15 protein-coding genes are annotated in these 25,614 nt (G+C 50.6%); 9 read left to right on the forward strand and 6 right to left on the reverse strand.

Annotation, left to right across the window (positions count from 1 at the left end):
• The first annotated feature begins 575 nt into the window (after positions 1 to 575).
• From gltB to B5G04_RS05745, 8 genes are all read left to right on the forward strand, one after another.
• Positions 576 to 5,093, forward strand: coding sequence for a glutamate synthase large subunit (gene gltB / locus B5G04_RS05710; RefSeq protein WP_022041063.1), 4,518 nt, complete (start codon positions 576 to 578; stop codon positions 5,091 to 5,093).
• Positions 5,094 to 5,201: 108 nt separating this feature from the next.
• Positions 5,202 to 6,548, forward strand: coding sequence for a glutamate synthase subunit beta (locus tag B5G04_RS05715; protein WP_087396227.1), 1,347 nt, complete (start codon positions 5,202 to 5,204; stop codon positions 6,546 to 6,548).
• A gap of 182 nt (positions 6,549 to 6,730) precedes the next feature.
• Entirely contained in the window at positions 6,731 to 8,422 is a 1,692-nt protein-coding gene (asnB, locus tag B5G04_RS05720; protein ID WP_022041061.1) for an asparagine synthase B, read from the forward strand.
• A 145-nt stretch (positions 8,423 to 8,567) separates the two neighbouring features.
• Positions 8,568 to 9,368 carry a diaminopimelate epimerase gene (gene dapF, locus B5G04_RS05725; protein WP_022041060.1) on the forward strand — a complete coding sequence of 267 codons (801 nt, stop codon included), beginning with the start codon at positions 8,568 to 8,570 and terminating at the stop codon, positions 9,366 to 9,368.
• A 114-nt stretch (positions 9,369 to 9,482) separates the two neighbouring features.
• The gene (locus tag B5G04_RS05730) at positions 9,483 to 10,709 is read left to right on the forward strand and encodes an LL-diaminopimelate aminotransferase (protein ID WP_087250462.1); all 1,227 of its coding nucleotides are present in this window, start codon (positions 9,483 to 9,485) and stop codon (positions 10,707 to 10,709) included.
• 371 nt (positions 10,710 to 11,080) lie between these two features.
• A complete protein-coding gene (locus B5G04_RS05735; protein ID WP_087250464.1) occupies positions 11,081 to 12,586 on the forward strand; it encodes a 4Fe-4S binding protein in 1,506 nt (501 codons plus the stop codon).
• A 91-nt stretch (positions 12,587 to 12,677) separates the two neighbouring features.
• Positions 12,678 to 14,054: an aldo/keto reductase gene (locus B5G04_RS05740; protein WP_087250466.1), complete on the forward strand. Its 1,377-nt coding sequence runs from the start codon at positions 12,678 to 12,680 to the stop codon at positions 14,052 to 14,054.
• Between the two features lie 200 nt (positions 14,055 to 14,254).
• Complete coding sequence (locus tag B5G04_RS05745) at positions 14,255 to 14,665, forward strand: DUF1893 domain-containing protein (RefSeq protein ID WP_087207715.1); 411 nt, start codon at positions 14,255 to 14,257, stop codon at positions 14,663 to 14,665.
• A gap of 530 nt (positions 14,666 to 15,195) precedes the next feature.
• On the opposite strand, the gene B5G04_RS05750 is transcribed toward B5G04_RS05745, so the two are convergent.
• A complete protein-coding gene (locus tag B5G04_RS05750) occupies positions 15,196 to 15,897 on the reverse strand; it encodes a Crp/Fnr family transcriptional regulator (RefSeq protein WP_087207713.1) in 702 nt (233 codons plus the stop codon).
• A gap of 118 nt (positions 15,898 to 16,015) precedes the next feature.
• Here B5G04_RS05750 and B5G04_RS05755 point away from each other — a divergent pair, with 118 nt between their 5' ends.
• Entirely contained in the window at positions 16,016 to 18,217 is a 2,202-nt protein-coding gene (locus tag B5G04_RS05755) for a DUF5686 family protein (RefSeq protein WP_087250470.1), read from the forward strand.
• Positions 18,218 to 18,270: 53 nt separating this feature from the next.
• Here the strand turns inward: B5G04_RS05755 and B5G04_RS05760 are convergent, their stop codons facing one another.
• From B5G04_RS05760 to B5G04_RS05780, 5 genes are all read right to left on the reverse strand, one after another.
• Positions 18,271 to 19,428: a glycosyltransferase gene (locus tag B5G04_RS05760; protein WP_087250471.1), complete on the reverse strand. Its 1,158-nt coding sequence runs from the start codon at positions 19,426 to 19,428 to the stop codon at positions 18,271 to 18,273.
• Between the two features lie 102 nt (positions 19,429 to 19,530).
• Positions 19,531 to 19,695 carry a hypothetical protein gene (locus B5G04_RS05765; protein ID WP_158100059.1) on the reverse strand — a complete coding sequence of 55 codons (165 nt, stop codon included), beginning with the start codon at positions 19,693 to 19,695 and terminating at the stop codon, positions 19,531 to 19,533.
• Between the two features lie 56 nt (positions 19,696 to 19,751).
• The gene (locus B5G04_RS05770; RefSeq protein ID WP_239414033.1) at positions 19,752 to 20,531 is read right to left on the reverse strand and encodes an SDR family NAD(P)-dependent oxidoreductase; all 780 of its coding nucleotides are present in this window, start codon (positions 20,529 to 20,531) and stop codon (positions 19,752 to 19,754) included.
• The gene (locus B5G04_RS05775; protein ID WP_087248909.1) at positions 20,512 to 24,765 is read right to left on the reverse strand and encodes an AAA domain-containing protein; all 4,254 of its coding nucleotides are present in this window, start codon (positions 24,763 to 24,765) and stop codon (positions 20,512 to 20,514) included. Before B5G04_RS05775 ends, B5G04_RS05770 begins: the two co-directional genes overlap by 20 nt.
• Before the next feature lie 2 nt (positions 24,766 to 24,767).
• A complete protein-coding gene (locus B5G04_RS05780; protein WP_140406894.1) occupies positions 24,768 to 25,574 on the reverse strand; it encodes a hypothetical protein in 807 nt (268 codons plus the stop codon).
• Positions 25,575 to 25,614: the final 40 nt, after the last annotated feature.

Raw genomic sequence — 25,614 nt, forward strand, 5'->3', positions numbered from 1 at the left:
GTACTTTGCAATACGAGGCAAAAATACTATAAATTTTCAGTCGCTGGTAACGTTAACGGTGAATTTATCTGCTAAAAAAAGCAAAATCCAACGGATATGTGTCTTTCTCCCTCTGATTGCATCAGAATGCATAGACGATTAGGGGATGACCTCGGTGGATAAGTAGTGCCGGTGTATCTGTATCTCTCCGCCATATGCTGCATCGTTTGTAAGATTATTAATCTTACAGCGTGAAGATTAATAATCTTTCGGCTTGAAGATTAATAATCTTACAAGCAATGCAGTCATGTGGACTGTCTTATTGACAGTATGTCTGTGGCAATAGAAGCCGATGGAATGTTGAGCTATAAAAAGCCTTATTCTTTTATATTGTAATTAAAACAATTTGTTTTGCTTATGATATGTTTGATTGGCAAGGGTTATTCGAGCAGATTGAAAGTGCAGCGGCGGGCACTTGATATTTCTTGAAACAAAAACGGCCTGTAGGTGTACACGATGAACGTAGTATCTGTATCTTTGCGAGCAAAGAGATAGATACAAACGACTAAACAGTAGTAAAAAGAAAGCAAACACCAATGAAAGAGGAAACTTTTATCAGAATGGAGAGCAGCGCAGCTACAGACGTACAACAAACGGGATTATACGATGCTGCATACGAGCACGATGCTTGCGGTGTGGGAATGATTGTAGACATTCATGGCAACAAGTCGCACGAACTGGTGGACTCGGCACTGAAAGTGCTGGAGAATATGAAACACCGCGGGGCGGAAGGTGCCGACAACAAGACCGGAGACGGTGCCGGCATCATGGTACAGATTCCTCATGAGTTTATCTTGTTGCAAGGCATACCGGTGCCTGAAAAAGGAAAGTACGGCACAGGGTTGGTCTTCCTGCCCAAGGACGAGCAGGAACAGGCACGCATCCTGAGCATCATGATAGAGGAAATAGAGCGTGAAGGGCTTACCCTGATGCACCTGCGGAGCGTACCGGTCAACTCTTCCATCCTGGGGCAAAGCGCACAGGAGACGGAGCCGGCTATCAAGCAAGTGTTCATCACCGGTGCCACGGACGTGGAAAACCTGGAACGTACCTTGTATATCATACGCAAGAAAATCGAGAAGCGGATACAACACAAAGACTTCTACATAGTGTCATTGTCCAGCAAGAACATTATTTATAAAGGTATGCTCTCGTCGGTGCAAGTACGCGAGTATTTCCAGGACCTGACACAACCTTACTTCACCAGCGGGCTTGCCATCGTGCATTCCCGCTTCAGCACCAACACCTTCCCCACGTGGAGCCTTGCCCAGCCTTTCCGCCTCTTGGCGCATAACGGCGAAATCAATACCATCCGGGGAAACCGTGCATGGATGGAAGCCCGGGAAAGTGTGCTTTCTACGCCTACTCTGGGCAATGTAAAGGATATCCGTCCCATCATCCAGCCGGGCATGAGCGATAGCGCCTCGCTGGACAATGTATTGGAGTTTTTCGTGATGTCGGGCTTGAGCCTGCCTCATGCCATGGCGATGCTGGTGCCCGAATCGTTCAACGACAAGAATCCTATCAGCGAAGACCTGAAGGCATTCTACGAATACCATTCCATCTTGATGGAACCGTGGGACGGGCCTGCCGCCCTGCTTTTCAGCGACGGAAGGTATGCCGGAGGTATGTTGGACCGTAACGGCTTGCGTCCGGCACGCTACCTCATTACGAAAAATGACATGATGGTGGTGGCAAGCGAGGCTGGTGTCATCAGCTTCGAGCCGGAGACCATCAAGGAAAAAGGACGCCTCCAGCCGGGAAAGATATTGCTTATCGATACCCAGGAAGGCAAAATCTATTACGACGGGGAATTGAAAGAACAGCTTGCATCGGCACGCCCGTACCGCCAATGGCTTTCTGCCAACCGCATCGAGCTGAACACCCTGAAGAGCGGGCGGAAGGTGGAAAATACCGTGCCCGACTTCGAGCGTAAGCTCCGTGCCTTCGGTTTCACGCGCGAGGACATCGAACGCACGCTGACACCGATGTGCACCAACGGTGCCGAACCTACGGCATCCATGGGAAACGATACCCCGCTGGCGGTGCTGAGCGACATGCCTCAGTTGCTATTCAACTATTTCCGCCAGCAGTTCGCACAAGTGACCAACCCTGCTATCGACCCGATACGCGAGGAACTGGTGATGTCGCTCACTGAATACATCGGGGCGGTGGGCACCAACATCCTCTTGCCCAGCGAAAGCCATTGCAAGATGGTACGCCTTCCGCATCCCATCCTTACCAATACCGAACTGGACATTCTCTGCAACATCCGCTATAAGGGCTTCAATACCGTGAAGCTTCCTGCGCTCTTCGAAGTCAGCAAAGGGAAGGCAGGATTGCAGGAAGCCCTGACCCAGTTGTGCAAGAAAGCCGAACAATCGGTAGATGATGGCGTAAACTATATCATCCTGTCGGATAGAGGCATCGATACGGAACACGCCGCCATCCCGTCCCTGCTTGCCGTAAGTGCCGTGCACCATCACCTTATCAGCGTGCAGAAACGTGTACAGACCGCGCTGATTGTAGAAAGCGGAGAGGTGCGCGAGGTGATGCATGCCGCCCTGCTTCTGGGATACGGGGCAAGTGCCTTCAATCCGTACATGGCATTTGCGGTATTGGACGAACTGGTGAAACGCAACGAAATCCAAATGAACTATGAAACCGCGGAAAAGAACTACATCAAGGCTATCTGCAAGGGATTGTATAAGGTGATGAGCAAGATGGGCATCAGTACCATCCGTTCGTACCGCGGCGCCAAGATATTCGAAGCCGTCGGGCTGAGTGAAGAATTGCTGAAGGCTTATTTCGGCACCGGAACGTCTTCGGTGGGAGGCATCCGGCTGGAAGAGATAGCCAAAGACTATATCACGTTCCACGACAACGGGTTCATGCCGGATGAAGTAGAGCCTTTATTGCCGCATATCGGACAGTTCTCTTACCGGAAAGACGGAGAGAAACATGCCTGGAACCCTGAAACCATCAGTGCCCTTCAGCTCGCCACACGCACGGGAAGCTATGCCAAGTTCAAGGAATACACCCGCAAGGCGGACGAGAAAGAGCATCCCATTTTCTTGCGCGACTTCTTCTCCTTCAAGCGCAACCCCATTCCGGTAGAAGAAGTGGAGCCGGTAGAGGATATAGTGAAACATTTCGTGACGGGAGCCATGTCGTTCGGCGCCATCAGCAAGGAAGCCCACGAGGCAATGACGCTTGCGATGAACAAGCTGGGCACACGGAGCAATACGGGCGAGGGAGGCGAGGATTCGGACCGCTTTCACGATACGTTCGACGGCATCTCGCTCTGTAGCAAGACCAAGCAGGTGGCATCGGGGCGTTTCGGAGTGACCGCCGAATACCTGGTGAATGCCGAAGAGATACAAATCAAGGTGGCGCAGGGAGCCAAGCCCGGTGAAGGCGGACAGCTTCCGGGCTTCAAGGTGAACGAGGTCATCGCCCGTACGCGCCATTCCATTCCGGGCATCTCATTGATTTCACCTCCGCCCCATCACGATATCTACTCCATCGAGGATTTGGCTCAGCTCATCTTTGACTTGAAGAACGTGAATCCGAAAGCCCAAATCAGCGTGAAACTGGTGGCAGAGAGCGGTATCGGAACCATAGCCGCCGGCGTAGCGAAGGCGAAAGCCGACCTGATTGTGATTTCGGGAGCCGAAGGAGGCACAGGGGCTTCGCCCGCCTCATCAATGCGCTATGCGGGCATCCCGCCCGAAATAGGGTTGAGCGAGACTCAGCAGACACTGGTGCTGAACGGCTTGCGCGGACAGGTACGCCTGCAGACCGACGGACAACTGAAGACCGGACGGGATGTTATCAGCATGGCATTGCTGGGAGCCGAAGAGTTCGGTTTCGGTACGGCGGCACTGATTGTCTTGGGATGTGTGATGATGCGTAAGTGCCATGCCAACACGTGCCCGGTGGGCGTAGCTACCCAGAATCCGGAGTTACGCGACCATTTCCGCGGGAAATACGAATATGTAGTCAATTTCTTCCGCTTCCTGGCACAGGAGGTGCGCGAGTATCTTGCCGAAATGGGCTTTAAGCACCTCGATGACATTGTAGGACGTACCGACCTCATCGAAATCAAGCCCCGTCAAATGGGAAGCAAGGCAGCCCTACTCGACTTCGGCCGCATCCTGCATCAGGTGAACAACGGGTCGGCACTGCACAATGTCACTACACAAAAGCACGATATAGATAATGTGAAAGACGTAGCGATGCTTGCCGCTGCCCGTGAGGCGTTGGAGAGCAAGAAAGAAGTATCGCTGGAATATGCCATTGCCAATACCGACCGTGCAGTAGGCACGATGCTCTCGGGAGCCGTAGCGTTGAAGTATGGTGAGGCAGGCTTGCCCGACCAGACCATCAACGTGAAGTTCAAAGGCTCGGCAGGACAGAGTTTCGGCGCTTTCCTGACCCACGGCATCAGCTTCAAGCTGGAAGGGGAAGCCAACGATTATTTGGGCAAGGGCTTGAGCGGAGGCCACATTTCAGTACAGCCTCCTGTACGGAGCAATTTCGATGCCGAGAAGAATACCATCGTGGGCAATACCCTGCTCTATGGTGCTACAAGCGGCGAAGTGTATATTAACGGACGTGCCGGAGAGCGGTTTGCGGTGCGCAATTCGGGTGCCATAGCCGTAGTAGAAGGCGTAGGCGACCATTGTTGCGAATACATGACCGGCGGTCGGGTGGTCGTATTGGGAGAAACCGGACGTAACTTTGCCGCCGGTATGAGCGGAGGCGTGGCTTACGTGTGGGACAAGAACCACAACTTCGACTATTTCTGCAACATGGAAATGGTGGAACTCTCCTTGCTGGAAGACTCCACCGCCCGCAAGGAACTGCACGAACTGGTACGCCAGCATTACCTCTACACGGGGTCGCAATTGGCACGCACCATGCTCGACAACTGGAGCCGTTACGTAGACGAGTTCATTCAGGTGACGCCGATTGAATACAAGAAGGTGCTTGCCGAAGAGCAGATGCGCAAACTCCAGCAAAAGATTGCCGAAGTGCAAAGAGACTACTAAATATAAATTAAGAATGAAGAATTAAGAATGAAGAATGGGCAGATGTCACTCTTCATTCCTCGTTCCTGATTCTTCATTCCTCATTCTTAATTCTTCATTTAATATATTATGGGAAATCCTAAAGCATTCTTAACCATACCCCGTCAGGAAGCCGGCTACCGGCCGATACACGAACGGATTACTGACTTCAGTGAAGTAGAACAGACACTCAATACCAGCGACCGCAAATTGCAAGCCTCGCGCTGTATGGATTGCGGCGTACCCTTCTGCCATTGGGCATGCCCGCTGGGTAACCGTCCGCCCGAATTTCAAGACGCAATGTATAAAGGAAAGTGGGAAGAAGCCTTCCAGATACTGAGCCGCACCAATGACTTTCCGGAGTTTACCGGACGCATCTGCCCCGCCTTGTGCGAGAAGAGCTGCGTGCTGCAACTGAGTATTCATGCGCCGGTCACCATCCGCGAAGATGAAGCCGCCATCATCGAAGCGGCGTTCCGCGAAGGCTACATCAAGCCGAAACACTATCCGCGCAACGAGAAGAAAGTGGCGGTTATCGGGTCGGGACCTGCCGGGCTTGCCGCTGCCAACCAGCTGAACAAGAAAGGATATGAAGTAACCGTATTCGAGAAGTTGGAATACATCGGCGGATTGCTACGCTTCGGCATCCCCAACTTCAAACTGGGAAAGAACATCATCGACCGGCGCATCAGGCTGATGGAAGCAGAAGGGGTGACGTTCAAGCCCAATACTGAAATCAACGTGCAGAAGCTGCCCGAAGGCTTCGACGCTTATTGCGTATGCACCGGCACCCCCCAGGCACGCGACCTCGCCATCCCCGGACGAGACCTGAAAGGCATCCATTTCGCAATGGAGATGCTGGCACAACAAAACCGGGTACTTGCCGGACAGACCTTCACAAAAGAAGAGCGCATCGATGCCCGAGGCAAACACGTGCTGGTGATAGGCGGAGGCGATACCGGAAGTGATTGCATCGGCACAAGCAACCGCCAAGGAGCAGCAAGCGTGACACAAATCGAGATTATGCCCAAGCCGCCCGTAGGAGATAATCCAGCCACGCCTTGGCCCCAATGGCCCGTAGTGCTGAAAACCAGCAGCAGCCATGAAGAAGGATGCACACGCCGCTGGAGTTTGTCGTCCACTAAATTCATCGGGAAGAACGGACACGTGTGTGGTGTGGAAGTGGAAGAAGTGGAATGGGTGCCTGCGGAAGGCGGAGGACGCCCTGTAATGAAACCCACCGGCAAGAAGGAAGTCATCAAGGCAGACTTGGTATTGCTCGCCATGGGATTCCTGAAGCCGGAAGCTCCCCAGCTTCCCCCGAATGCTTTCCTGGCAGGGGATGCCGCTACCGGCGCCAGCCTCGTAGTGAAATGCATCGCCGGAGGACGGAAAGCCGCCGAAAGCATCGACCGTTTCCTTTCACCTAAAAATTAAGGATGCATTGAAACGCAGATTATTTTAATTTACGATTTGACAATTTACTATCTACTATTGGGCATTAAATCGTACTTCGTAAATCGAAAAATAGTAAATCAAAATAATCTGTGTTAATCTGCGAAAATCTGTGTTTCAACCTCAACCCCCAAAAACTCATAAACTTAAAAACTCACAAACTTATGTGTGGAATAGTCAGCATATTCAATATCAAGGAACAAACCAAACCGCTCCGCGACAAGGCACTTGCCATGGCAAAGAAAATACGTCACCGCGGACCCGACTGGAGCGGAATCTATTGCGGGCGGACCGCTATCCTTGCCCACGAGCGTTTGTCCATTGTCGACCCCCAAAGCGGAAAGCAACCCCTTTTCTCGCCCGACCATAAACAAATACTTGCCGTAAACGGCGAAATCTATAACCACCTGGACATCCGCAAGCGGTATGCGGGCAAGTACCAGTTCCAGACGGGAAGTGATTGCGAGGTGATTCTCGCCCTCTACCGCGACAAGGGCATCCATTTCCTGGAAGAACTGAACGGCATTTTCGCCTTCGCCCTCTACGACGAAGAGCAGGACACCTTCCTTATTGCCCGTGACCCCATCGGCGTCATCCCCCTTTACATCGGCTATGATGCCGACGGCAAGGTGTATTGTGCCAGCGAACTGAAGGCACTCGAAGGTTTTTGCGACCGCTACGAACCTTTCCTGCCCGGACACTATTACGATAGCAAGGAGGGAAAGATGACGCGCTGGTACACCCGCGACTGGATGTCGTACGATGCCGTAAAGGATAATCCGGCATCCGTGGAAGAACTGCGTGAGGCACTCGAAGCCGCCGTACGCCGCCAGCTGATGAGCGACGTGCCCTACGGTGTGCTGCTTTCGGGAGGGCTGGACAGCTCGGTCATTTCCGCCGTTGCCAAGAAATACGCTTCCCGCCGCGTGGAAAGCAACGGGAAACAGGAGGCATGGTGGCCTCAGCTGCACTCGTTCGCCGTGGGGCTGAAAGGTGCGCCCGACCTGGCGAAGGCACGCGAGGTGGCAGACCACATCGGCACCGTGCACCACGAAATCAACTACACCATTCAGGAGGGGCTGGACGCCGTGCGCGATGTGATTTATTTCATCGAGACCTACGACGTAACCACCGTGCGCGCCTCTACGCCGATGTATCTTCTGGCACGCGTCATCAAGAGCATGGGCATCAAGATGGTGCTGAGCGGCGAAGGAGCCGATGAAGTGTTCGGCGGATACCTTTACTTCCACAAGGCACCCGATGCGCGTGCGTTCCACGAAGAAACCCTCCGCAAGCTCTCCAAGCTCTACCTTTACGATTGCCTGCGTGCCAACAAGTCGCTCGCGGCATGGGGCGTGGAAGGGCGCGTGCCTTTCCTCGACAAGGAGTTCCTCGACGTGGCGATGCGGCTCAACCCTGCCGCCAAGATGTGCCCCGGAAAGACCATCGAAAAGAAAATCGTGCGCGAGGCATTTCAGGATATGCTCCCGGAAGGAGTGGCATGGCGCCAGAAAGAGCAGTTCAGCGACGGGGTGGGCTACAGCTGGATAGATACGCTGAAAGCCGTCACTTCGCAAGCCGTAAGCGACGAACAGATGGCACATGCCGCCGAGCGTTTCCCCGTCAACACTCCGATGAACAAGGAAGAGTATTATTACCGCAGCATCTTCGAGGAATATTTCCCCAGCGAGAGTGCCGCCCGAAGCGTGCCCAGCGTGCCCAGCGTGGCTTGCTCCACCGCCGAGGCGCTTGCCTGGGACGAGGCTTTCAAGAACATGAACGAGCCGAGCGGACGCGCCGTAGCAGGGGTGCACGAGGAGGCATACGCCAAAGTTTCACAGGAATTAAGGAGTTAAGAAGTTAAGGAGTTAAGTCAATACTTTTACTAATGCTTCCACCAACAAAACTATTGGCTTAACTCCTAACGGAGCGTAGCGGAGTGATAACTCCCTTTTAACTCCTGATTGGCATTATTAATTGTTAACTATTAATTATTAACTGATGAAGATAGAATTTACCAAAATGCAAGGGGCAGGCAACGACTACATCTACGTCAACACCCTGATATATCCCCTGCCGAATCCCGAAGAGCTGGCGGTGGCGTGGAGCCGCCCCCATACGGGCATCGGAAGCGACGGGCTGGTGCTGATAGGCTCGTCTGGCAAGGCGGATTTCAGCATGCGCATCTTCAACGCCGACGGTTCGGAAGCCAAGATGTGCGGCAACGCCAGCCGCTGCATCGGAAAGTATGTGTACGAGTACGGTCTGACCCGTAAGACCGAAGTGACTCTCGACACGCTTTCGGGCATCAAGACCCTCCGCCTGCATGTGGAAGACGGCAAGGTGGACGCCGTGACGGTGGATATGGGCATCCCGGCGGATATTCATCCCGTCGATTTGGGCGAGGGGTATCCTTATCGCGAAGGCATTGCCGTATCGATGGGCAACCCGCATCTGGTGATTTTTGTAGACGATATGGAGCAGGTGGATTTGCCCCGTGTGGGACCGGTACTGGAACATCATCCGCTCTTCCCCGACCGTGTGAACGTGGAGTTCGCGCAGGTATTGGCTCCCGGCCGTGTCCGCATGCGTGTATGGGAACGCGGTTCGGGCATCACGATGGCATGCGGCACCGGAGCGTGCGCCACCGCCGTGGCATCGGCATACACCCACCGTTGCCCCGGAGAATCGGACATCATCATGGACGGGGGCACGCTCCGCATCCGCTGGGCAGGCGAAGGCACCCGCCTCTTCATGACCGGCCCCGCCGAGAAAGTATTCGACGGTGTGATAACCGTGTGAATCTGCTTCACCACAGATTACACAGATTTTTATTGAACACAGAACCACAGAAACACAGAAGAATTTATTTTAATAATCTGTGTAATCTGTGGTGAGAAAACTCAAAAACTCAATATGGCACTACTCAACGAACATTTCCTGAAACTGAAGGGGAGCTACCTCTTCTCCGATATAGCGAAAAAAGTAAAGGCTTATCAAGTAACCCATCCGGGCGAACCAATCATCCGCCTGGGCATCGGCGACGTGACCCGTCCCCTGCCGCAGGCATCCATCGAGGCAATGCACCGCGCCGTGGACGAAATGGCATCATCTGCGACCTTCCACGGCTACGGTCCCGAGCAGGGATACGATTTCCTCATCGAAACCATCATCAAGCACGACTTCGCGCCGCGCGGCATCCAGCTCAGCCCCTCCGAAGTATTCATCAGCGACGGGGCGAAGAGCGACACGGGCAATATCGGCGAACTCTTGCGTTGGGATAACAGTATGGGCATCACCGATCCGGTCTATCCTGCCTATATCGACAGCAACGTGATGTGCGGGCGTGCAGGTACGCTGGGCGAAGACGGACGCTGGAGCAACATTACTTACCTGCCCTGCACCGCCGCAAACGGCTTTGTCCCAGCCATCCCCGACCACCGCATCGACCTGATCTACCTGTGCTATCCCAATAACCCTACAGGCACCACGCTCACGCGCGACCAGCTGAAGCAATGGGTCGACTATGCGCTGGCTAACGATACGCTCATCATCTTCGATGCCGCCTACGAGGCTTACATCCACGATGACGATGTTCCCCATTCCATCTACGAGATACGCGGGGCGAAAAAAGTAGCCATCGAGATACGCAGCTTCTCGAAAACCGCCGGCTTTACGGGCGTGCGTTGCGGCTATACCGTGGTGCCCAAGGAAGTGACCGCCGCTACCCTCGATGACGAGCGCGTCCCGCTCAATCCCTTGTGGAACCGGCGCCAGTGCACCAAGTTCAACGGCACCAGCTACATCACCCAGCGTGGTGCCGAGGCGGTCTATTCGCCCGAAGGCAGGGCACAGGTGAAGGAAACCATCGCCTACTATATGGAAAACGCCCGTACGATGCGCGAAGGTCTGACCCGTGCCGGCTACCGGGTGTTCGGAGGCATAAACGCGCCTTATCTGTGGGTGCAGGCTCCCGAAGGGATGACCTCGTGGAAGTTCTTCGACGAGCTGCTTTACCGTGCCCACATCGTCAGCACGCCCGGCGTAGGCTTCGGCCCCAGCGGCGAAGGCTACCTGCGCCTCACCGCCTTCGGCAAGCGCGAGGATTGCGAGGAAGCCATCCGGCGTATCGGCAAGCTCTGATATTTCACCACAGAGGCACACAGAGTTTTTATTTATTGAATATCCGCAAACATCCCATGTAGGGGCGTATCGCATACGCCCTGAAGACATCCACGTGGATTAGTTGACGTATTCGGGCGTATGCGATACGCCCCTACAAGGCAATTGGGTGAAATGCGGATATTCAAATTTTATTTTTTTTCTGTGTGCCTCTGTGCCTTTCATTACGCTGGATTACAAATCCAGCGTGACAAAATCTAGCATGACAAATTAAGAATAAACTTAGACCTGATATAAATTATCGGCATTAAGAAAGTTTTGTTATCTGCCTGATACCATAAAAAACATTTTCTTCTAATTTTGTGACATGAAATAACAAAAGACTACTCATTATGTTGCAAAAAATCAGACAAGTAATAGCTTTCCTATTCTTTTGCATCGTCACGCTTTTGTTCCTCGACTTTACAGGGACATTGCATGCATGGTTCGGATGGATGGCTAAGATTCAGTTCTTGCCGGCTGTATTGGCACTCAATGCCGGCGTTGTGCTCCTTCTTATAGTGCTTACTTTCGTATGCGGACGCATTTACTGTTCCGTTATCTGCCCGTTGGGAGTCTTTCAAGACATCGTGGCGCGGATAGGACGAGGGAAGAAAAAACTTCCTTATACGTATTCGAAAGCGAAAAACGTGTTGCGTTATAGCGTATTGGTCGTGTTCTTGGCGTTGATGGCAGGCGGACTCACTTCGATTGCCGCACTGATTGCCCCTTATAGCGCCTACGGAAGAATCGCCAACAACCTGTTTGCTCCCGTCTATCAATGGGGAAACAACCTGCTGGCCTATTTTGCAGAACGTGCCGACAGCTACGCTTTCTATGAAACCGAGGTGTGGCTGAAGAGCCTTCCGACATTCCTCATCGCCCTGCTTACCTTTATAATAATAGGTGTATTGGCGTGGCGGAACGGACGTACGTATTGCAACACCATCTGTCCTGTAGGGACCGTGTTGGGGGTTATCTCTAAATTTTCGTTGTTCCGAATCGAAATCGATAAAGAGAAATGCAGGAAATGCAACTTGTGCGCACGCCGTTGCAAGGCGGCTTGCATTGATATTCCGAACGCAGCTGTAGACCATAGCCGGTGCGTGACTTGCTTCGACTGCCTGAAGCAATGCAAGCACGATGCCATCCACTATCGTTTTGCCTACGGAAAGAAAGAAGCCACTCCGTCACAACCTACTTCGCAACCCAAGGATAAGGGACGGCGTGAGGTACTGGCAGGGTCGTTGTTGCTCCTTGCCTCCGCAGCCAAGGCACAGGCTGTAAAGAAAGCCGAAATCGTTAAACTGGACGGCGGGCTTGCTGACATCATCGACAAGCAGGCACCGAAACGCCAGACTCCGATTACTCCTCCGGGTTCGCAAAGCGCACGCAATATGCAGCAACATTGCACTGCTTGCCAGCTTTGCGTATCGGTCTGCCCCAACGAAGTGCTCCGTCCTTCTTCTTCGCTTGACACGTTCATGCAACCTACCGCATCGTACGAACGCGGTTATTGCCGCCCCGAATGCACGAAATGTTCGGAAGTCTGTCCGACGGGTGCCATTCACCTGATAGATAAAGCCGAAAAGTCTGCCATCCAGATAGGCCATGCCGTATGGGTGAAAGAACGCTGCATCCCGCTCACCGATGGACAAGCATGTGGAAACTGTGCACGCCATTGCCCCACAGGAGCTATTCTGATGATTCCTTCCGACCCGTCTGATCCCGAGTCGCTCAAGATTCCGGCGATAGACACCGAGAAGTGCATCGGATGTGGAGCCTGTGAGAACCTGTGTCCGGCACGCCCGCTCAGCGCCATCTACGTAGAAGGCCACGAAGTCCACCGAATCATTTAAAACATACACCACAGATTACACAGATTAAATCAATTATTTAAATCCGTGTAATCTGTGGTGAAAAATTACATCAACAAATTACACTGCTATTATGAACAAACAAGATAACCGCATGAACCGCAGGGATTTCCTGAAAATAGTAGGCATCAGCACCGCCGGTACCGCCGCAGCCCTGACGGGATGCTCCCCCAAAGAATCAGCCGAGACATCTGCACAAAGCCCTGTGCCAACGGGCAAGATGACTTACCGCAACTTCCCGCCTTCAAAAGACCAAGTCTCCATTCTGGGCTACGGATGTATGCGCTGGCCTACGCTCCCCGCACCCGAGAAAGGCGGAAACGTCATCGACCAGGAAGAGGTGAACCGCCTGATAGACTACGCCATCGAACACGGAGTGAATTACTTCGATACGGCACCCGTATATGTGCAGGGCTGGTCGGAAACCTCGACAGGCATCGCCCTGAAACGACACCCGAGAGAAAAATACTTCATCGCCACCAAGATGTCGAACTTCGACCTTACGGACTTCAAGTCGAGCGTAGAAATGTACCACGACTCGATGAAGAAGCTCCAGACGGACTACATCGACTACTACCTGCTCCACTCGCTGGGCAACACCGGCAAGCGCAGCTTCCAGAACCGCTTCATCGACAACGGCCTGCTCGATTACTTAATCAAGGAGCGTGAGGCAGGACGCATCCGTCACCTGGGCTGGTCGTTCCACGGAAGCAAGGAAGAGTTCGACAAGATACTGGCATACCACGAGCAGGTGCACTGGGATTTCATCCAAATCCAGCTGAACTATTCCGACTGGAAGCACGCATCGGGCAGAAACGTCAACGCTGACTACCTGTATGCCGAAATCTCCAAGCGGAACATTCCGATGGTTATCATGGAACCCCTGCAGGGAGGACGCCTGTCGAAAGTGCCCGAACACATCGTAGCACGTCTGAAGACACGCAACCCCGAAAACAGCGTCGCTTCGTGGGCATTCCGCTTTGCCGGCACACCGCCCATGGTGCTCACCGTACTGAGCGGCATGACCTACATGGAGCATCTGCAAGACAACATCCGCACCTATTCGCCGCTGGTACCGCTCACCCAGGAGGAACAGCAATTCCTGCTCGATACCGCCGAGCTGATGCTCAAATACCCCACCATCCCATGCAACAACTGCCAATACTGCATGCCTTGCCCCTATGGCATCGACATTCCGGGGGTATTGCTCCACTACAACAAATGTGTGAACGAAGGCAATATGCCGCAAAGCAAGCTCGACCCCAACTACGCCGAGGCACGCCGCACCTTCCTGATAGGCTACGACCGCAGCGTGCCGAAGTTGCGCCAGGCATCCCACTGCATCGGGTGTGAGCAATGCAATCCGCATTGCCCGCAGTACATCGATATCCCACGCGAAATGCAACGCATCGACCAGTATGTGGAAAAATTGAAGCAGGAAACATTGTGAATCAGGAGTTAGAGGGAGTTAAGAAGTTAAGGAGTTAAGGAGTTAAGGAGTTAAGCCAATACCTTCACTCCTGCTTCCACCAACAAAACTATTGGCTTAACTCCTAACGAAGCGGAGCGGAGTGATAACTCCTTTTAACTCCTTAACTCCTGATTGGCATAAACCGTAAATAGTAAATCGCAAAATCGTAAATTAAAAAGATGAACCAACTTATCTCCCTCCTCCATGCAGGAGGTTATTCGTGCGTCATTGCCAACCGTGGTGAGACGCGCACGTTTACGCAACGTGGCGTAGCCGATCTTTATACCTTATATAATAATGACCCTGCTTTTATGCAAGGTGCCACCATAGCCGACAAAGTCATCGGCAAGGGAGCCGCCGCCCTGATGATATTGGGCGGAATGACGGAAGTCTATGCCGATGTGTTAAGCACCCCCGCACGAAAGTTATTCGAACAATATGGAGTAAAAGTGTCTTGCGCACAGGAAGTGCCTCACATCATCAACCGCCAGCAGACCGGATATTGCCCATTGGAAACAGCATGCGGAGAAGAAACCGACCTGCAACGGCTTTACCAGATTATCACCGATTTCGTTATGGCGCACAAATGAGAAACTGTTTTGAATTTCTCCAAAAAGTTTCTTATACTATATGCGGTATAGATTTATGATTTTAATGAAACATAACTATTCACCACAGAGTGCCACAGAAGAATAGGTCAATAAACAATATGCTAATGCGAAAATAAATTAGCACATTGCCCTATTATTCATTGACACATTAAATCTGTGTACCTGTGTCCTCCGTAGTGAGAAAGACAGCTACATTGCCTTTCCAGAAGGAATTATAAGTATCAGCAGTTTCAATGCACTGAAACTGAAGTTTCAAGATATATAAACTATAGTTTCAATGTAAATAAACTATAGTTTCAGTATAATAAAACCAGGCTGAAACCAGGCTGCTTTGCCAAAGGCTTCCGGCTGATGCGCCCAATGAAGCTATATGCCTGCGCGGACCAACCGGACAGGGAAAAAGAAAAGCCACGGATTACACCGGTCTGAATGGAGGTTCGATGGAATGGGAATCGGTGTAATCTGTGGCGGGAAAGTTTTTTGAGGCAATCGTGCCCCTAAAGAGAGAGTTATCCGATTTTACTGATTTTCTTCAGTTTTTCTTCGTCCACAATCTTGATTTTACGCCCGTCGATGATAATCAGTTTCTCGGCGGCAAAGTTCGACAGAGTACGGATAGCATTCGATGTCGTCATATTCGACAAATTGGCAAGGTCTTCACGCGAAAGATAAATACTCAGCGTACATTGGTCTTCCTCCAATCCGTACGTATCTTTCAGGAACAAGAGCGATTCGGCAAGGCGTCCACGGATATGCTTTTGCGTCAGGTTTACCGTACGCGCATCCGAAATACCCAGATCTTTCGACAGCTGACGGATGAAATACATCGCCAACTCCGCATTTTGGACCACCAATTCTTCAATAACAGCCATCGGAATCAGGCACATCGTACAAGGTTCGAAAGCCGCCGCCGCCGTCACAAAGTTTTCATGCGCGAAATAGGCACGATAGGCAAAATATTCCTTGTTCTTCACAACCCGGATAATCTGGCTGCGCCCACCTACTCCGTCCTTATAAATTTTTACCTTGCCATTCAACAGACACATCATATACTGCGGAGTTTCGCCTTCGCAATAAATAACCTCATTTTTCTTGTATTTTTGAATTGTAAAGTTCTGCGCAAGATATTCACGTTGCGCCTCTGTAAGAGGTTGCCATAAATCGGGGATACTTTCGGCAATCTCGGCTTCTGTCAGTTCCTTCTTTACCATAGGTGCTATAAAACGATGTTGTGGAGCACAAAGGTAGTAAGAAAAAATGAAAATCTTTATTTCAAACCCTAAAAATTGCCTCCGTGACACGAGGATTTATTATATATTTGCCTTTAGAATGGCAAATATGAAAATTGTACAGGGTTTTATATGCTGGATTGTCCTGCTCTTACTGGCAATATGTCCGGCACGGGGAGAGATAGGCTCGTTTCAGAAATCTTTACCTCACAAGACTGATGTGCCCGATTCCATCCTGACACATATATTCAATGCCGCCAACTTCTATGCCTCTGAAGTGGAAGAATACAAGGCTGAATTATACTTGAAAGGCCTGCTGAAAATCCACAAACGAAACCGTATCATCAAGTACATCCCTTCGATGTTCCGTTTGGAGAAAGGAGTGAACTCATACATCCACGAGTCCATCAGCAAGCTTCACTATACAGCTCCCAGTATCTACGACCGGAAGGTACAGTCGATATCGAGCACGTTTCCGGGAAGCGAAAGCCGTTTCTTCGATATAGCCGACTTCCTGAAGTTCAACCTCTATGCTCCTTCCATCATGGAAGACAAAGTACTTTCCCCACTCAGCAAGGAATCAAGCATCCATTACAATTACCTGCTCGACTCGGTCGCCTACCGCCGTAACGGAAAAATCTACAAGCTGCGTATCATCCCACGCTATCCCAGTACCCAGCTATTGGAAGGGTCGTGCTGGATTTCTTCCAGTGACTGGACCATCCGCTACCTCGATTTTCAAGGGAAATATGACCTGATAACCTTCCACATCACCATGTATATGGGCGACACGCCAGAAACCAAGTACCTGCCACACATGATGAACCTCGACATCCGCTTCAAGTTCCTGCGCAACGATCTGGAAATGAATTGTACTGGCTGGCTCAATTACGAAGAGGTAAAATTTCATAAAAAGTCGGACCTGCCCGACAAATGGTTGACAAAAGACCAACAGCGATATAACCTGACCGACTCGTACACACTAACCTGCGACACCACCCGGCTCATGCACGACCGTGATTCTTTCGCACGTATCCGTCCGCTACCACTCAGCGATATGGAAGACAGCCTTTACCAAGCTTATAACGAACGCCGTAGAATAAGTCCGGAAGATACACTGAAAGCTCCTCCTACCAAACTCCGCAAAAATCTGGTACTTCTGGGGCAGATGGGCGATGCCTTGATAAGCAGCTATAACATTGACATCAACAAAATAGGAAATATCTCCTGTTCGCCGCTTATCAACCCGTTGTTAATCAGCTATAGCCACCGTAACGGAATCTCTTACCGGCAAGAATTCAAATACAACAAACTGTTTCATAACGGACGGCTGCTTCATCTGGTGCCGCAAATCGGCTATAACTTCACGAAAAAAGAATTTTATGCCAAACTTGACGGAGAATATGTCTACAATCCCCGAAAACACGGAGCCATTTCTGTAAGTGTAGGAAACGGTAACCGCATCTACAGCAGTATCGTGCTCGACCAGCTTCAGGCTCAGCCCGACAGTACATTCAGCTTTGACGGACTGGAACTGGATTACTTCAAGGATGTGTATCTCAACGTTTCGCACAACATCGAAATCATCAACGGGCTGACGTTATGGACTGGTGTATCGATGCATTGGCGTCATGCTGTCAACGGCACTCCCGAAGTGGCACAGCGGGTAAGGTTACGCTACAATAGCTTCGCCCCCCGGCTGCGCATCGAATGGACCCCATGCATGTACCATTATTATACCAACGGCAACCGCAAAGTAAATATAGGTTCACGCTATCCTACTTTCCTTATCGACTATGAACGGGGCATCAAAGTACTGAACAACTCTGGAGCCTACGAACGTTTCGAGTTCTCTGCCGAACAGAAAATCCGGATACGTGGTATGCATACCATTGCCTACCACGTAGGAGGAGGTTTTTTTACCAACCAGGATGACATGTATTTTGTAGATTATGTCAATTTTGCCAACCGCAACCTGCCACAAGGCTGGAACGATGATATCGGCGGCACCTTCCAGATGCTTGATTCACGCTGGTACAATGCCTCACGCCATTACATCCGGGGTAATATGACTTACGAAACACCGTTCTTGCTACTCTATCCGGTAGGCAGTCTGCTGTCCTTCATCCAGAAAGAACGGCTGTATGGGGGCATCCTCTTTATGCCACACCTTAACCCCTATATCGAATTAGGGTATGGCATAGGCACGCACATCTTCGATTTCGGCATTTTCATAGGCAATGAGCAAGGCAAATTCACTTCGGTAGGATGTAAATTCACTTTCGAACTATTCAACCGTTAATCATTCTAGTGCCTCTCCCTGCACATTCTGTGTGGTCCGTGTTCAAAATAAAACTATTTCCTGAGAAAAGCATCCTTCCGGCAAAACCAGAAGCGGATATGGTGTGCCAGACTCCACCACGGGCGCAGCACATCGAAGATTGGTAAAAACACGCCGAACTTCTCGCCCAAATCCCACGCTGTATGATACCATATATGCATCACCGCCAGCAAACGGACCAGCCACAGCCCTGCAGCCATACCTGCCCATATCCATTGCCCGCTTACCAGGCCTACAGCAAAAGCAACGGCACATCCCAGATGAAACAAGAAACATGTCCACGTTTCCAACGCATTCAGCAACGGTGCCACACCCTGGTAGAAACGTCCCGTCAATACGCTTCCCAACATCTCTTCCCTCCAGCTTTTCCGGGAAACAGGCAATGGCAGACGTACAATGCTTTCCTTTCCCCGTGCTACCCGTGTGTTATACCTGTCGGCAATGGCATTCACCAGCAAATCGTCTTCACCACGCTGCAACTGCAAATGACTGCTGAAGCCCTTGTGTTCCAGATAGGCACGCTTGCGATATGCCAGATTATGCCCAAGTCCCATATAAGGATGCCCGGCAAGTGCCATGCCGAGGTAACGCAGCGAACGGAAAAAAGCATCTGTCCTGACACGCAAGGCAAACATTCCTTTCCCGTACACATAGTTGCTGTAACCCAGCACGATATCGGTTTCGGGTGTCATCTCGCGGGCAAGGCTGCGCAGCCATTCCTTACTTTCGGGTCTGGCATAAGGACTGGTCACTACCACCCATTCGTAATGACTGGCACGTATACCCATCGCCACTCCCAGTTTCTTCCGGCTCACATAACGTGCCGTTTCTGGAATAAACGTATGATACAAATTCGGATATATGTTTGCCAGACGTTTCAATATCAGTTCGTCTTCACCAGCCGACAAATCGTTCACTACAATCACTTCAAATGCCGGATAGTCCTGTTCCAGAATAGCTGCCAGGCTATCGTGCAGCAGCTCGCCCGTATCTTTGGTCACGACAATCACCGAAAGCGGAGGATATTCTACGGGATCCGTTCCAGCATCTTTCCGGAAATGGCGGTGAATCCTGCTGTAAAAGCCGCACATCACACTCATTTGAACCACAAAGAATACGACACATATACCCGCCAACAGGGCAGCAATCGAAGTAAAGTCTATCGTCATCATATCATCTCTTCTAAATAACGGTGCAAAAATAGGGCAAATCTTCATTCGATAGCAACATACGCTGATTTTTTCACCACATAATCTATAAGAACGCAACCGTATTCAGAAACTGAATTCAGAAGCTGTTTTGAATTTCTCCAAAAAGTTTTTCTTGGCTTGATGTATCTTTTTTCGTGTGTGCTTTGGGCGATTTTTTGGTCCTTTTCGCTCCTGTTCTTCGTCAGATAGCCCGCTATCTTCCTCATCACAGAAGCGAAAATGCCTCAAAAACTCATCCCAAATCAGCGCACGATAAATTCAAAACAGCTTCTCAAAACCGTTTCTCAATTCTTAACCGGCAGACGTTTCCATAACCAGCGGGGAAGCAAACGCCAGGCTCCTACCAGCAGACGGTAACGCCAGTCGATGACTACCATACGCTGCTTGCTGTGAATAGCACGGACAATGCAACGTGCCACCTTACCGGGACGCATCAGGAACGGATAATGTTTTCCGTCGTTCAACAAATCTGTCTGGACAAACCCTGGACGGATATCGGTAAAACATATACCTGTCCAGCCATGCATGCAGGCAAGCTGTTCAAGGGCGTCGATGTAGGTATTCTGATATCTTTTGGTTGCCGAATAAGCAGGAGCGATGCCCAGTCCCTTGGTGCCGGCAATGGAGCTGATTACAGCAATGTGCCCTTCGCCCCGGTTTCCGAAATAACGGAATGCCGCATCTACCATACGGGTGAACCCTACTACATTGGTCTGTACCGTATCAGTCTCGATATCGGCATCGAGGTTGTAATTCTGATGTCCGATACCGGAACAATGCAGATACAAGTCCATACCACCTAAATCAGTTATCAACGCCTCCAGTTCGATAGGGGCATTTTCTTTCCGGATGTCTATTACACGGTAATAAATGCGCGCAGGAGCCTTACGCTGAAATGCCTTCAACAACCCTTCACGACGTCCGGCTATGCCCAGTATCCAGCCTTCTTTCAGCAAAAGATAGGCGGTTTCATATCCGATGCCGGAGGTAGCTCCTACAATGACTGCACGTTTCTGATTCTGTAGATTCATAAAAGTCAAGAAGTTAAGTAGTTCGTACTTCATAGATAAAAGATTCTGATGCAGGAACACTTCCGGCATGCCGGTTATAATAAAAGTCTCCATTCAGGGGCATACGTTCATTAAGCATGGCAAATGCCGGAGAAAGGTGTGCACAGAACACATCGTAAGAATGACGGTTGGCACGTTCACCCGTATCATCCCGATAAAACACGGCATAATGGTTGAGCGGGTAATCCGCAATCAACCGGTTCAGGTATTCGGCCCAGCCGCGTGCCTTTCCGGGCGTAATGCGGTCGAACAGGTTCGACACATTGAAAACTATCAGTTCCGATACTTTTGCATGCATTTTCCAGAAAGCCGGAGGCACTTTCTCTGCTTGAGTATAGAAATTTGTCTGTACCAGACGGTAAGCATCCGAACGAAACATCAGACGCGCAATATCAAGCATTTCTTCTACCGGACACACCCCCAGATAGGCAAGGTCGATGTGCGGCAAACGTTTGCACACATCGGCAAATGCCAGTCCCGAAGCTCCACCCTCGTAGGCAAGGTCGCAAAAAACCACCCTTGCCGACACGTTGCGGACAGCAGGGAAAAGCCATCCTCCTACCAGTTCGTAGAAAGCGCGGGCCGCACAATAACTGCGCCGCATATAATAATAGGTATACAGTTGTACCAGCCGGTCAGGATACCCGGCAAACTGAAAATCGCAACGTCCGTAAGCTATCTGTTCACGTACCTGTGTATCATCGTTGACATTGACAGGTATCTTGGGAAACAAATCTGCGACTACTGCATCGAATGTTTGCCCAAAAGGCTGCGACAAGGGATAATTATCAGAACACAAGTCCCATCCCGATTTGAGGTCAGGCAATTCGAAATCACCTTGGCAAAACCGGTCGAGTGGCACGTGGATATAACCGTTATGCATACGGATATACTCCATCAGCTTGTAAAACGTAAGGCTGGCTCCCAATATTCGTGGGTTTCCGGTCAGGAAAAGTTGCTTACGGGCACGGGTGATTGCCACATTCAGCTTACGGTCGATTATCGCATCGCCTTCACGAAACGTATTGGCAGTCAAGAAGTTTAGCTGATTGAAATCGCGTACGGTAAACGAATAGATAATGACATCACGCTGGCTTCCCTGATAACGCTCTACCGTATCGATGGTTACTTTCTCCAGCTCAGGGATATCCAGGTGTGCCACTTCCCGCCGTATCATGGCTATCTGATTGCGATAAGGCACAATAACCCCTACAGTCTTGCCAGCATCAAAAGCCGTTCCCATAAACCGGTAGATGCGACAAAGCAAAGTAGCGACAATGCGTGCTTCGTAAAGATTACTCTTTTCGGAATGAGCCGTATCTGCCGGCGTATCGGATGCAATGAACACCATACGCCGGTACAACATCAGCCGGTCAAGGTTGTCTTCGGGTTCACGAAGGACGTAAGGCAACGCTTCTTGCTGATGCGGAAGCGGTACCGGTTCCAATTGTTCGCGGGAATAAAACGCATGGTCAGGAAACTCTGCAATTAAAGGATGCATCCGTCCTTGCTTGTGCAAAATACTGCAAAACTCTGGTTTGCACCCACGGTACAAGCGCTCGAACAAAGAATTACGGCAATCATTCAATCCGATTTCCAGCAGCAACGGGTCGGTCACCCGGGCTTCTTCCTCGCTTTGCAAAGCAATGGCAGGTAATTGCTTGTAATCGCCTATCAGGACAAACTTGCCAATGGCATTCCCGTCTTTGTGACGCGCAGAAAGAATGCCTATAAGGTCGGGCTCCAATATCTGCGAAGCCTCATCGATGATAGCAAGGGTGAAACGTTTTAACTGGAAGAGGTAAGGACGTCCGTTAATGGCGGTAGTAGTTCCCACGAAAATACGGGTGCGGAGTATCTTCCCACGGATATCTGCCAGTTTAGGACAATCGGCAAGACTATTATTCAACAGATAAGGCACAAACCGCTTATCGCAGGCCAGTTCGTTCCCGATGCGGATAAAGGGATGCCGTCCGGCAATGCCCGAACTGGTCAGCATATTGCAGATTTCATCTACAGCACGATTGGTATAAGACAAAAGCAACAAAGAACACGCCGGGTCGGTCAATGCTTCTTCCACCATATAGCGCAGGGCACACGAAGTCTTGCCCGTTCCCGGTGGACCAACCAGCAGGAAATAATCATCGCATTGCTTTGCTTTCAAGACCAGTTCATCAAACCTTCCGTACGAACCGTTCAATGTACGTGAAGTATCCCGTCCGGGCACACGCCTGCCCAGCAATAAGTCCTTTCGGTCGGTAGAAGCGGAAAGGAAAGCATACAGTCCACGGATGGCATTGCCGGCAGAAGCATCCGAGAAATCGTGCTCAATGGCAAAAGTATCTGTATCCGTTCCGATGATGTCGGGATTCTGTTGTCCGTTACGTAACTGGACAAGTATCCTGTCGGGATAAATCTCTACCAGATTACCTTTCATCAGGATATGCCGGCGCACATCAGGTTGACCACGATAAGCATACAGCACGACTATATCTCCCGTACGGAAATTAGGAAGGAAATCATCTCCCTGCCGAGGAACACTCAATTCTATCCGATCGTATCCTTTACCCGGTGCACTCTGACGGCGGGAAAGAATCTTCAAGCCCAACAGGATGTTACCCGCCTCTATTTTTTCGGCAAGGGGCGTATGCCACAAACCGGCAAACCCTTGCGATGAACCGGTATTCCCTCCCGTCTTTCCCAATAATTGCTCCTTGGATACAAAAGTGAAAAAACGGCGGAAATAAGCTTGTTCCAACGGGTCTCCCTGCTTGAGGAGGTGAATCAGACTGCACAATTCAGGTTCCTGATAACGGGTCCAAAGCTTGCCGTGGTCTTTCTTCTCATTCAGTACCTCCACATCCAGTTGGTCTATGATTGCAGCGATACCCCCGTTTGCCAATATCATTTCGTTTGCCACAATCTGATTGCGCAAACGGATACATTCGCGAAACAAGCTTTCCGAAAAGTGTTCCAGCATCAGCCCGTCCTGGTATTTCGAATACAACAGAAGAGTTTGCGTATCATCGGCACTCCTGCCGAAACCGTACATCAGTACCCCCTGATAAAGCATCATCTGCACATAATGGTCTTCTTTATGACGATGATTGTACTCATCCCGTTTGCCCGATTTCTGTTCGATAAGCACCTTCAGGTCCTTTTGCAACAGGTCGGCACGCCCTTGAAGGCCGAGACTTTCGCAAATGAAAGATGCTTCCAGCCAAGCCTCCCGCCGCTCGAACGCTTCCAGGTTATGCGGCAAAAGGTCGTGAACAAACGAACGTATGTTCATCATCTGTGTCTGTGCCAAGGAGTGGAAATCATTGGGAATCTCACACGTACAGAACTCCAATGCCGATGTAGCGAAGAATTTCTTCACCGTTTGGGCATAAGTGACAGGAATATCCTCCTGCTCGTTGATGTAATCATCGAGAAACTGTCCGGCAAGGTTTCCCAATAGGATATGGTATGTATTGGCTTTCGGCCTGATTTTGTTGATGAAATAATTGAGCGGATGATGCCCGTACTCACGGAAGCAAACGGCAAGTGAACTGATATCTATCAGGTAATCAGGGTGTACCACAATCAGTTTCGGAACATACTCGTGATGTTCGTCGATACGTACATCCAGCAGATTGAGCTGCATGTTTTCAGTCAGAAGCCCGGACAAATAAGCCATATCACCGTTATATCCGCCTTCCCTGTAATTGATGATGATAAACGGGTCTTCTCCGTTATCGGTAGCTGCATAAATACGTTCATCGGTCCAGCTGGAGACCACCGCACGCACATACGGTACATGCTTCAAAGAAGAGACGTGATACGGACGGTTCTGATGAGGAAGGTCTGCTATCAGTGATACCGGAATATCTTCACCGAACGCCACCGACACAAAACGGCAAAGTGCACGCAAATCGGAAAGATAGGTTTCTTTATCGGGAGAGAATCCCTTGTGCATCGCTTCCTTAGCATTCCGGCGCATGGTCTGGACGGCATAACGGTCGGATGGTGTCATCCCCTTTTCCTTGCATACATAGTCCAGCCTGGAAAACAAGTTGGAAAACGAAAGGGTAATGCCTTGCGTCAACTCGTAACAAGCCTCCTCCAACACCTTGTAAAGGGCGGCGTATTTAGGCTTTATATTTTCGGGAGCAACTGGAGGTCTATGATGTATCTGTTCGATTCGCCGGTACAAATCAAACGCCTGAAGTTCGATGCGTTCTGCCATGTTCAGAGGGCTTCACCAGGAATATGCTGCACACAATATGCTTTCTCCAATGCCGGATACAGTGAACGGTAGGTCTCGGTAACATCCTGCATCAAGACTCGCGCAGGACTCGTCTCCGTCCGGCTGTCATCATATCCGGGTAATAGTACAGAAGTCATACCCAATATAAATTCATAAGTACTTCCGTTGGTCAGTACGATATGTATCCGAGTCTGATCCGTATCCTCTGTCTGCGTAAAGATACCATGCAACATATTACTGGTCGAAGCCGAAGGATAGATGGTGACAATACCCGACGCAGCCTCCTTATCGGTATAGGTGAACACATATTTTCCACCTGCCTGCACCAACGGGGCGCTCTCAATATCACGTTGAATGGCAAGTGTCTGGCTTTGTGTAAGCTCTGCACCTTGCACCACGCCTTCAATGCGGCTTATCGTATAGGTTGTTTCGGGATAAGCCACGGTAACCTGCAGGGTATACCGGTTCCATGCCCGGTCGGTAATGTTCAGTTCGGCACTGCCCAGTCCTACAGGTATCACGGTCAATACATTCCCATCATACCGATAGTCGATAACAGTGGTATCGGGATTGGTAATGACATACATCCCGTCACCACCCGAAATATGAAACGTAGCCCCTGCGCTGTACGGGCTGAGCGTCAGGACACTGTCGGTAAAATCCAAGTCTGCCTCTGATGAAAGCGACAAAAAAATAGCTCCATAATCATCGTCCTTACACGAAGCAAACGAAACAATTCCAGCCAGCAGGACAATGTATAATAAACTTCTTACAAGAGTCTTTTTCATATCTTCATTTCCTAATGTTATACAATGAGACAAAGATACG

The organism is Bacteroides sp. An51A, from assembly GCF_002161565.1.
GTDB classification, from domain to species: Bacteria; Bacteroidota; Bacteroidia; order Bacteroidales; family Bacteroidaceae; genus Phocaeicola; species Phocaeicola intestinalis.

Bases quoted from the DNA above. Each gene is read 5' to 3' on its own strand.
- gltB (WP_022041063.1), top strand. From the start codon at position 576: ATGAAAGAGGAAACTTTTATCAGAATGGAGAGCAGCGCAGCTACAGAC.
- B5G04_RS05715 (WP_087396227.1), top strand. From the start codon at position 5,202: ATGGGAAATCCTAAAGCATTCTTAACCATACCCCGTCAGGAAGCCGGC.
- asnB (WP_022041061.1), top strand. From the start codon at position 6,731: ATGTGTGGAATAGTCAGCATATTCAATATCAAGGAACAAACCAAACCG.
- dapF (WP_022041060.1), top strand. From the start codon at position 8,568: ATGAAGATAGAATTTACCAAAATGCAAGGGGCAGGCAACGACTACATC.
- B5G04_RS05730 (WP_087250462.1), top strand. From the start codon at position 9,483: ATGGCACTACTCAACGAACATTTCCTGAAACTGAAGGGGAGCTACCTC.
- B5G04_RS05735 (WP_087250464.1), top strand. From the start codon at position 11,081: ATGTTGCAAAAAATCAGACAAGTAATAGCTTTCCTATTCTTTTGCATC.
- B5G04_RS05740 (WP_087250466.1), top strand. From the start codon at position 12,678: ATGAACAAACAAGATAACCGCATGAACCGCAGGGATTTCCTGAAAATA.
- B5G04_RS05745 (WP_087207715.1), top strand. From the start codon at position 14,255: ATGAACCAACTTATCTCCCTCCTCCATGCAGGAGGTTATTCGTGCGTC.
- B5G04_RS05750 (WP_087207713.1), bottom strand. From the start codon at position 15,897: ATGGTAAAGAAGGAACTGACAGAAGCCGAGATTGCCGAAAGTATCCCC.
- B5G04_RS05755 (WP_087250470.1), top strand. From the start codon at position 16,016: ATGGCAAATATGAAAATTGTACAGGGTTTTATATGCTGGATTGTCCTG.
- B5G04_RS05760 (WP_087250471.1), bottom strand. From the start codon at position 19,428: ATGATGACGATAGACTTTACTTCGATTGCTGCCCTGTTGGCGGGTATA.
- B5G04_RS05770 (WP_239414033.1), bottom strand. From the start codon at position 20,531: ATGAAGTACGAACTACTTAACTTCTTGACTTTTATGAATCTACAGAAT.
- B5G04_RS05775 (WP_087248909.1), bottom strand. From the start codon at position 24,765: ATGGCAGAACGCATCGAACTTCAGGCGTTTGATTTGTACCGGCGAATC.
- B5G04_RS05780 (WP_140406894.1), bottom strand. From the start codon at position 25,574: ATGAAAAAGACTCTTGTAAGAAGTTTATTATACATTGTCCTGCTGGCT.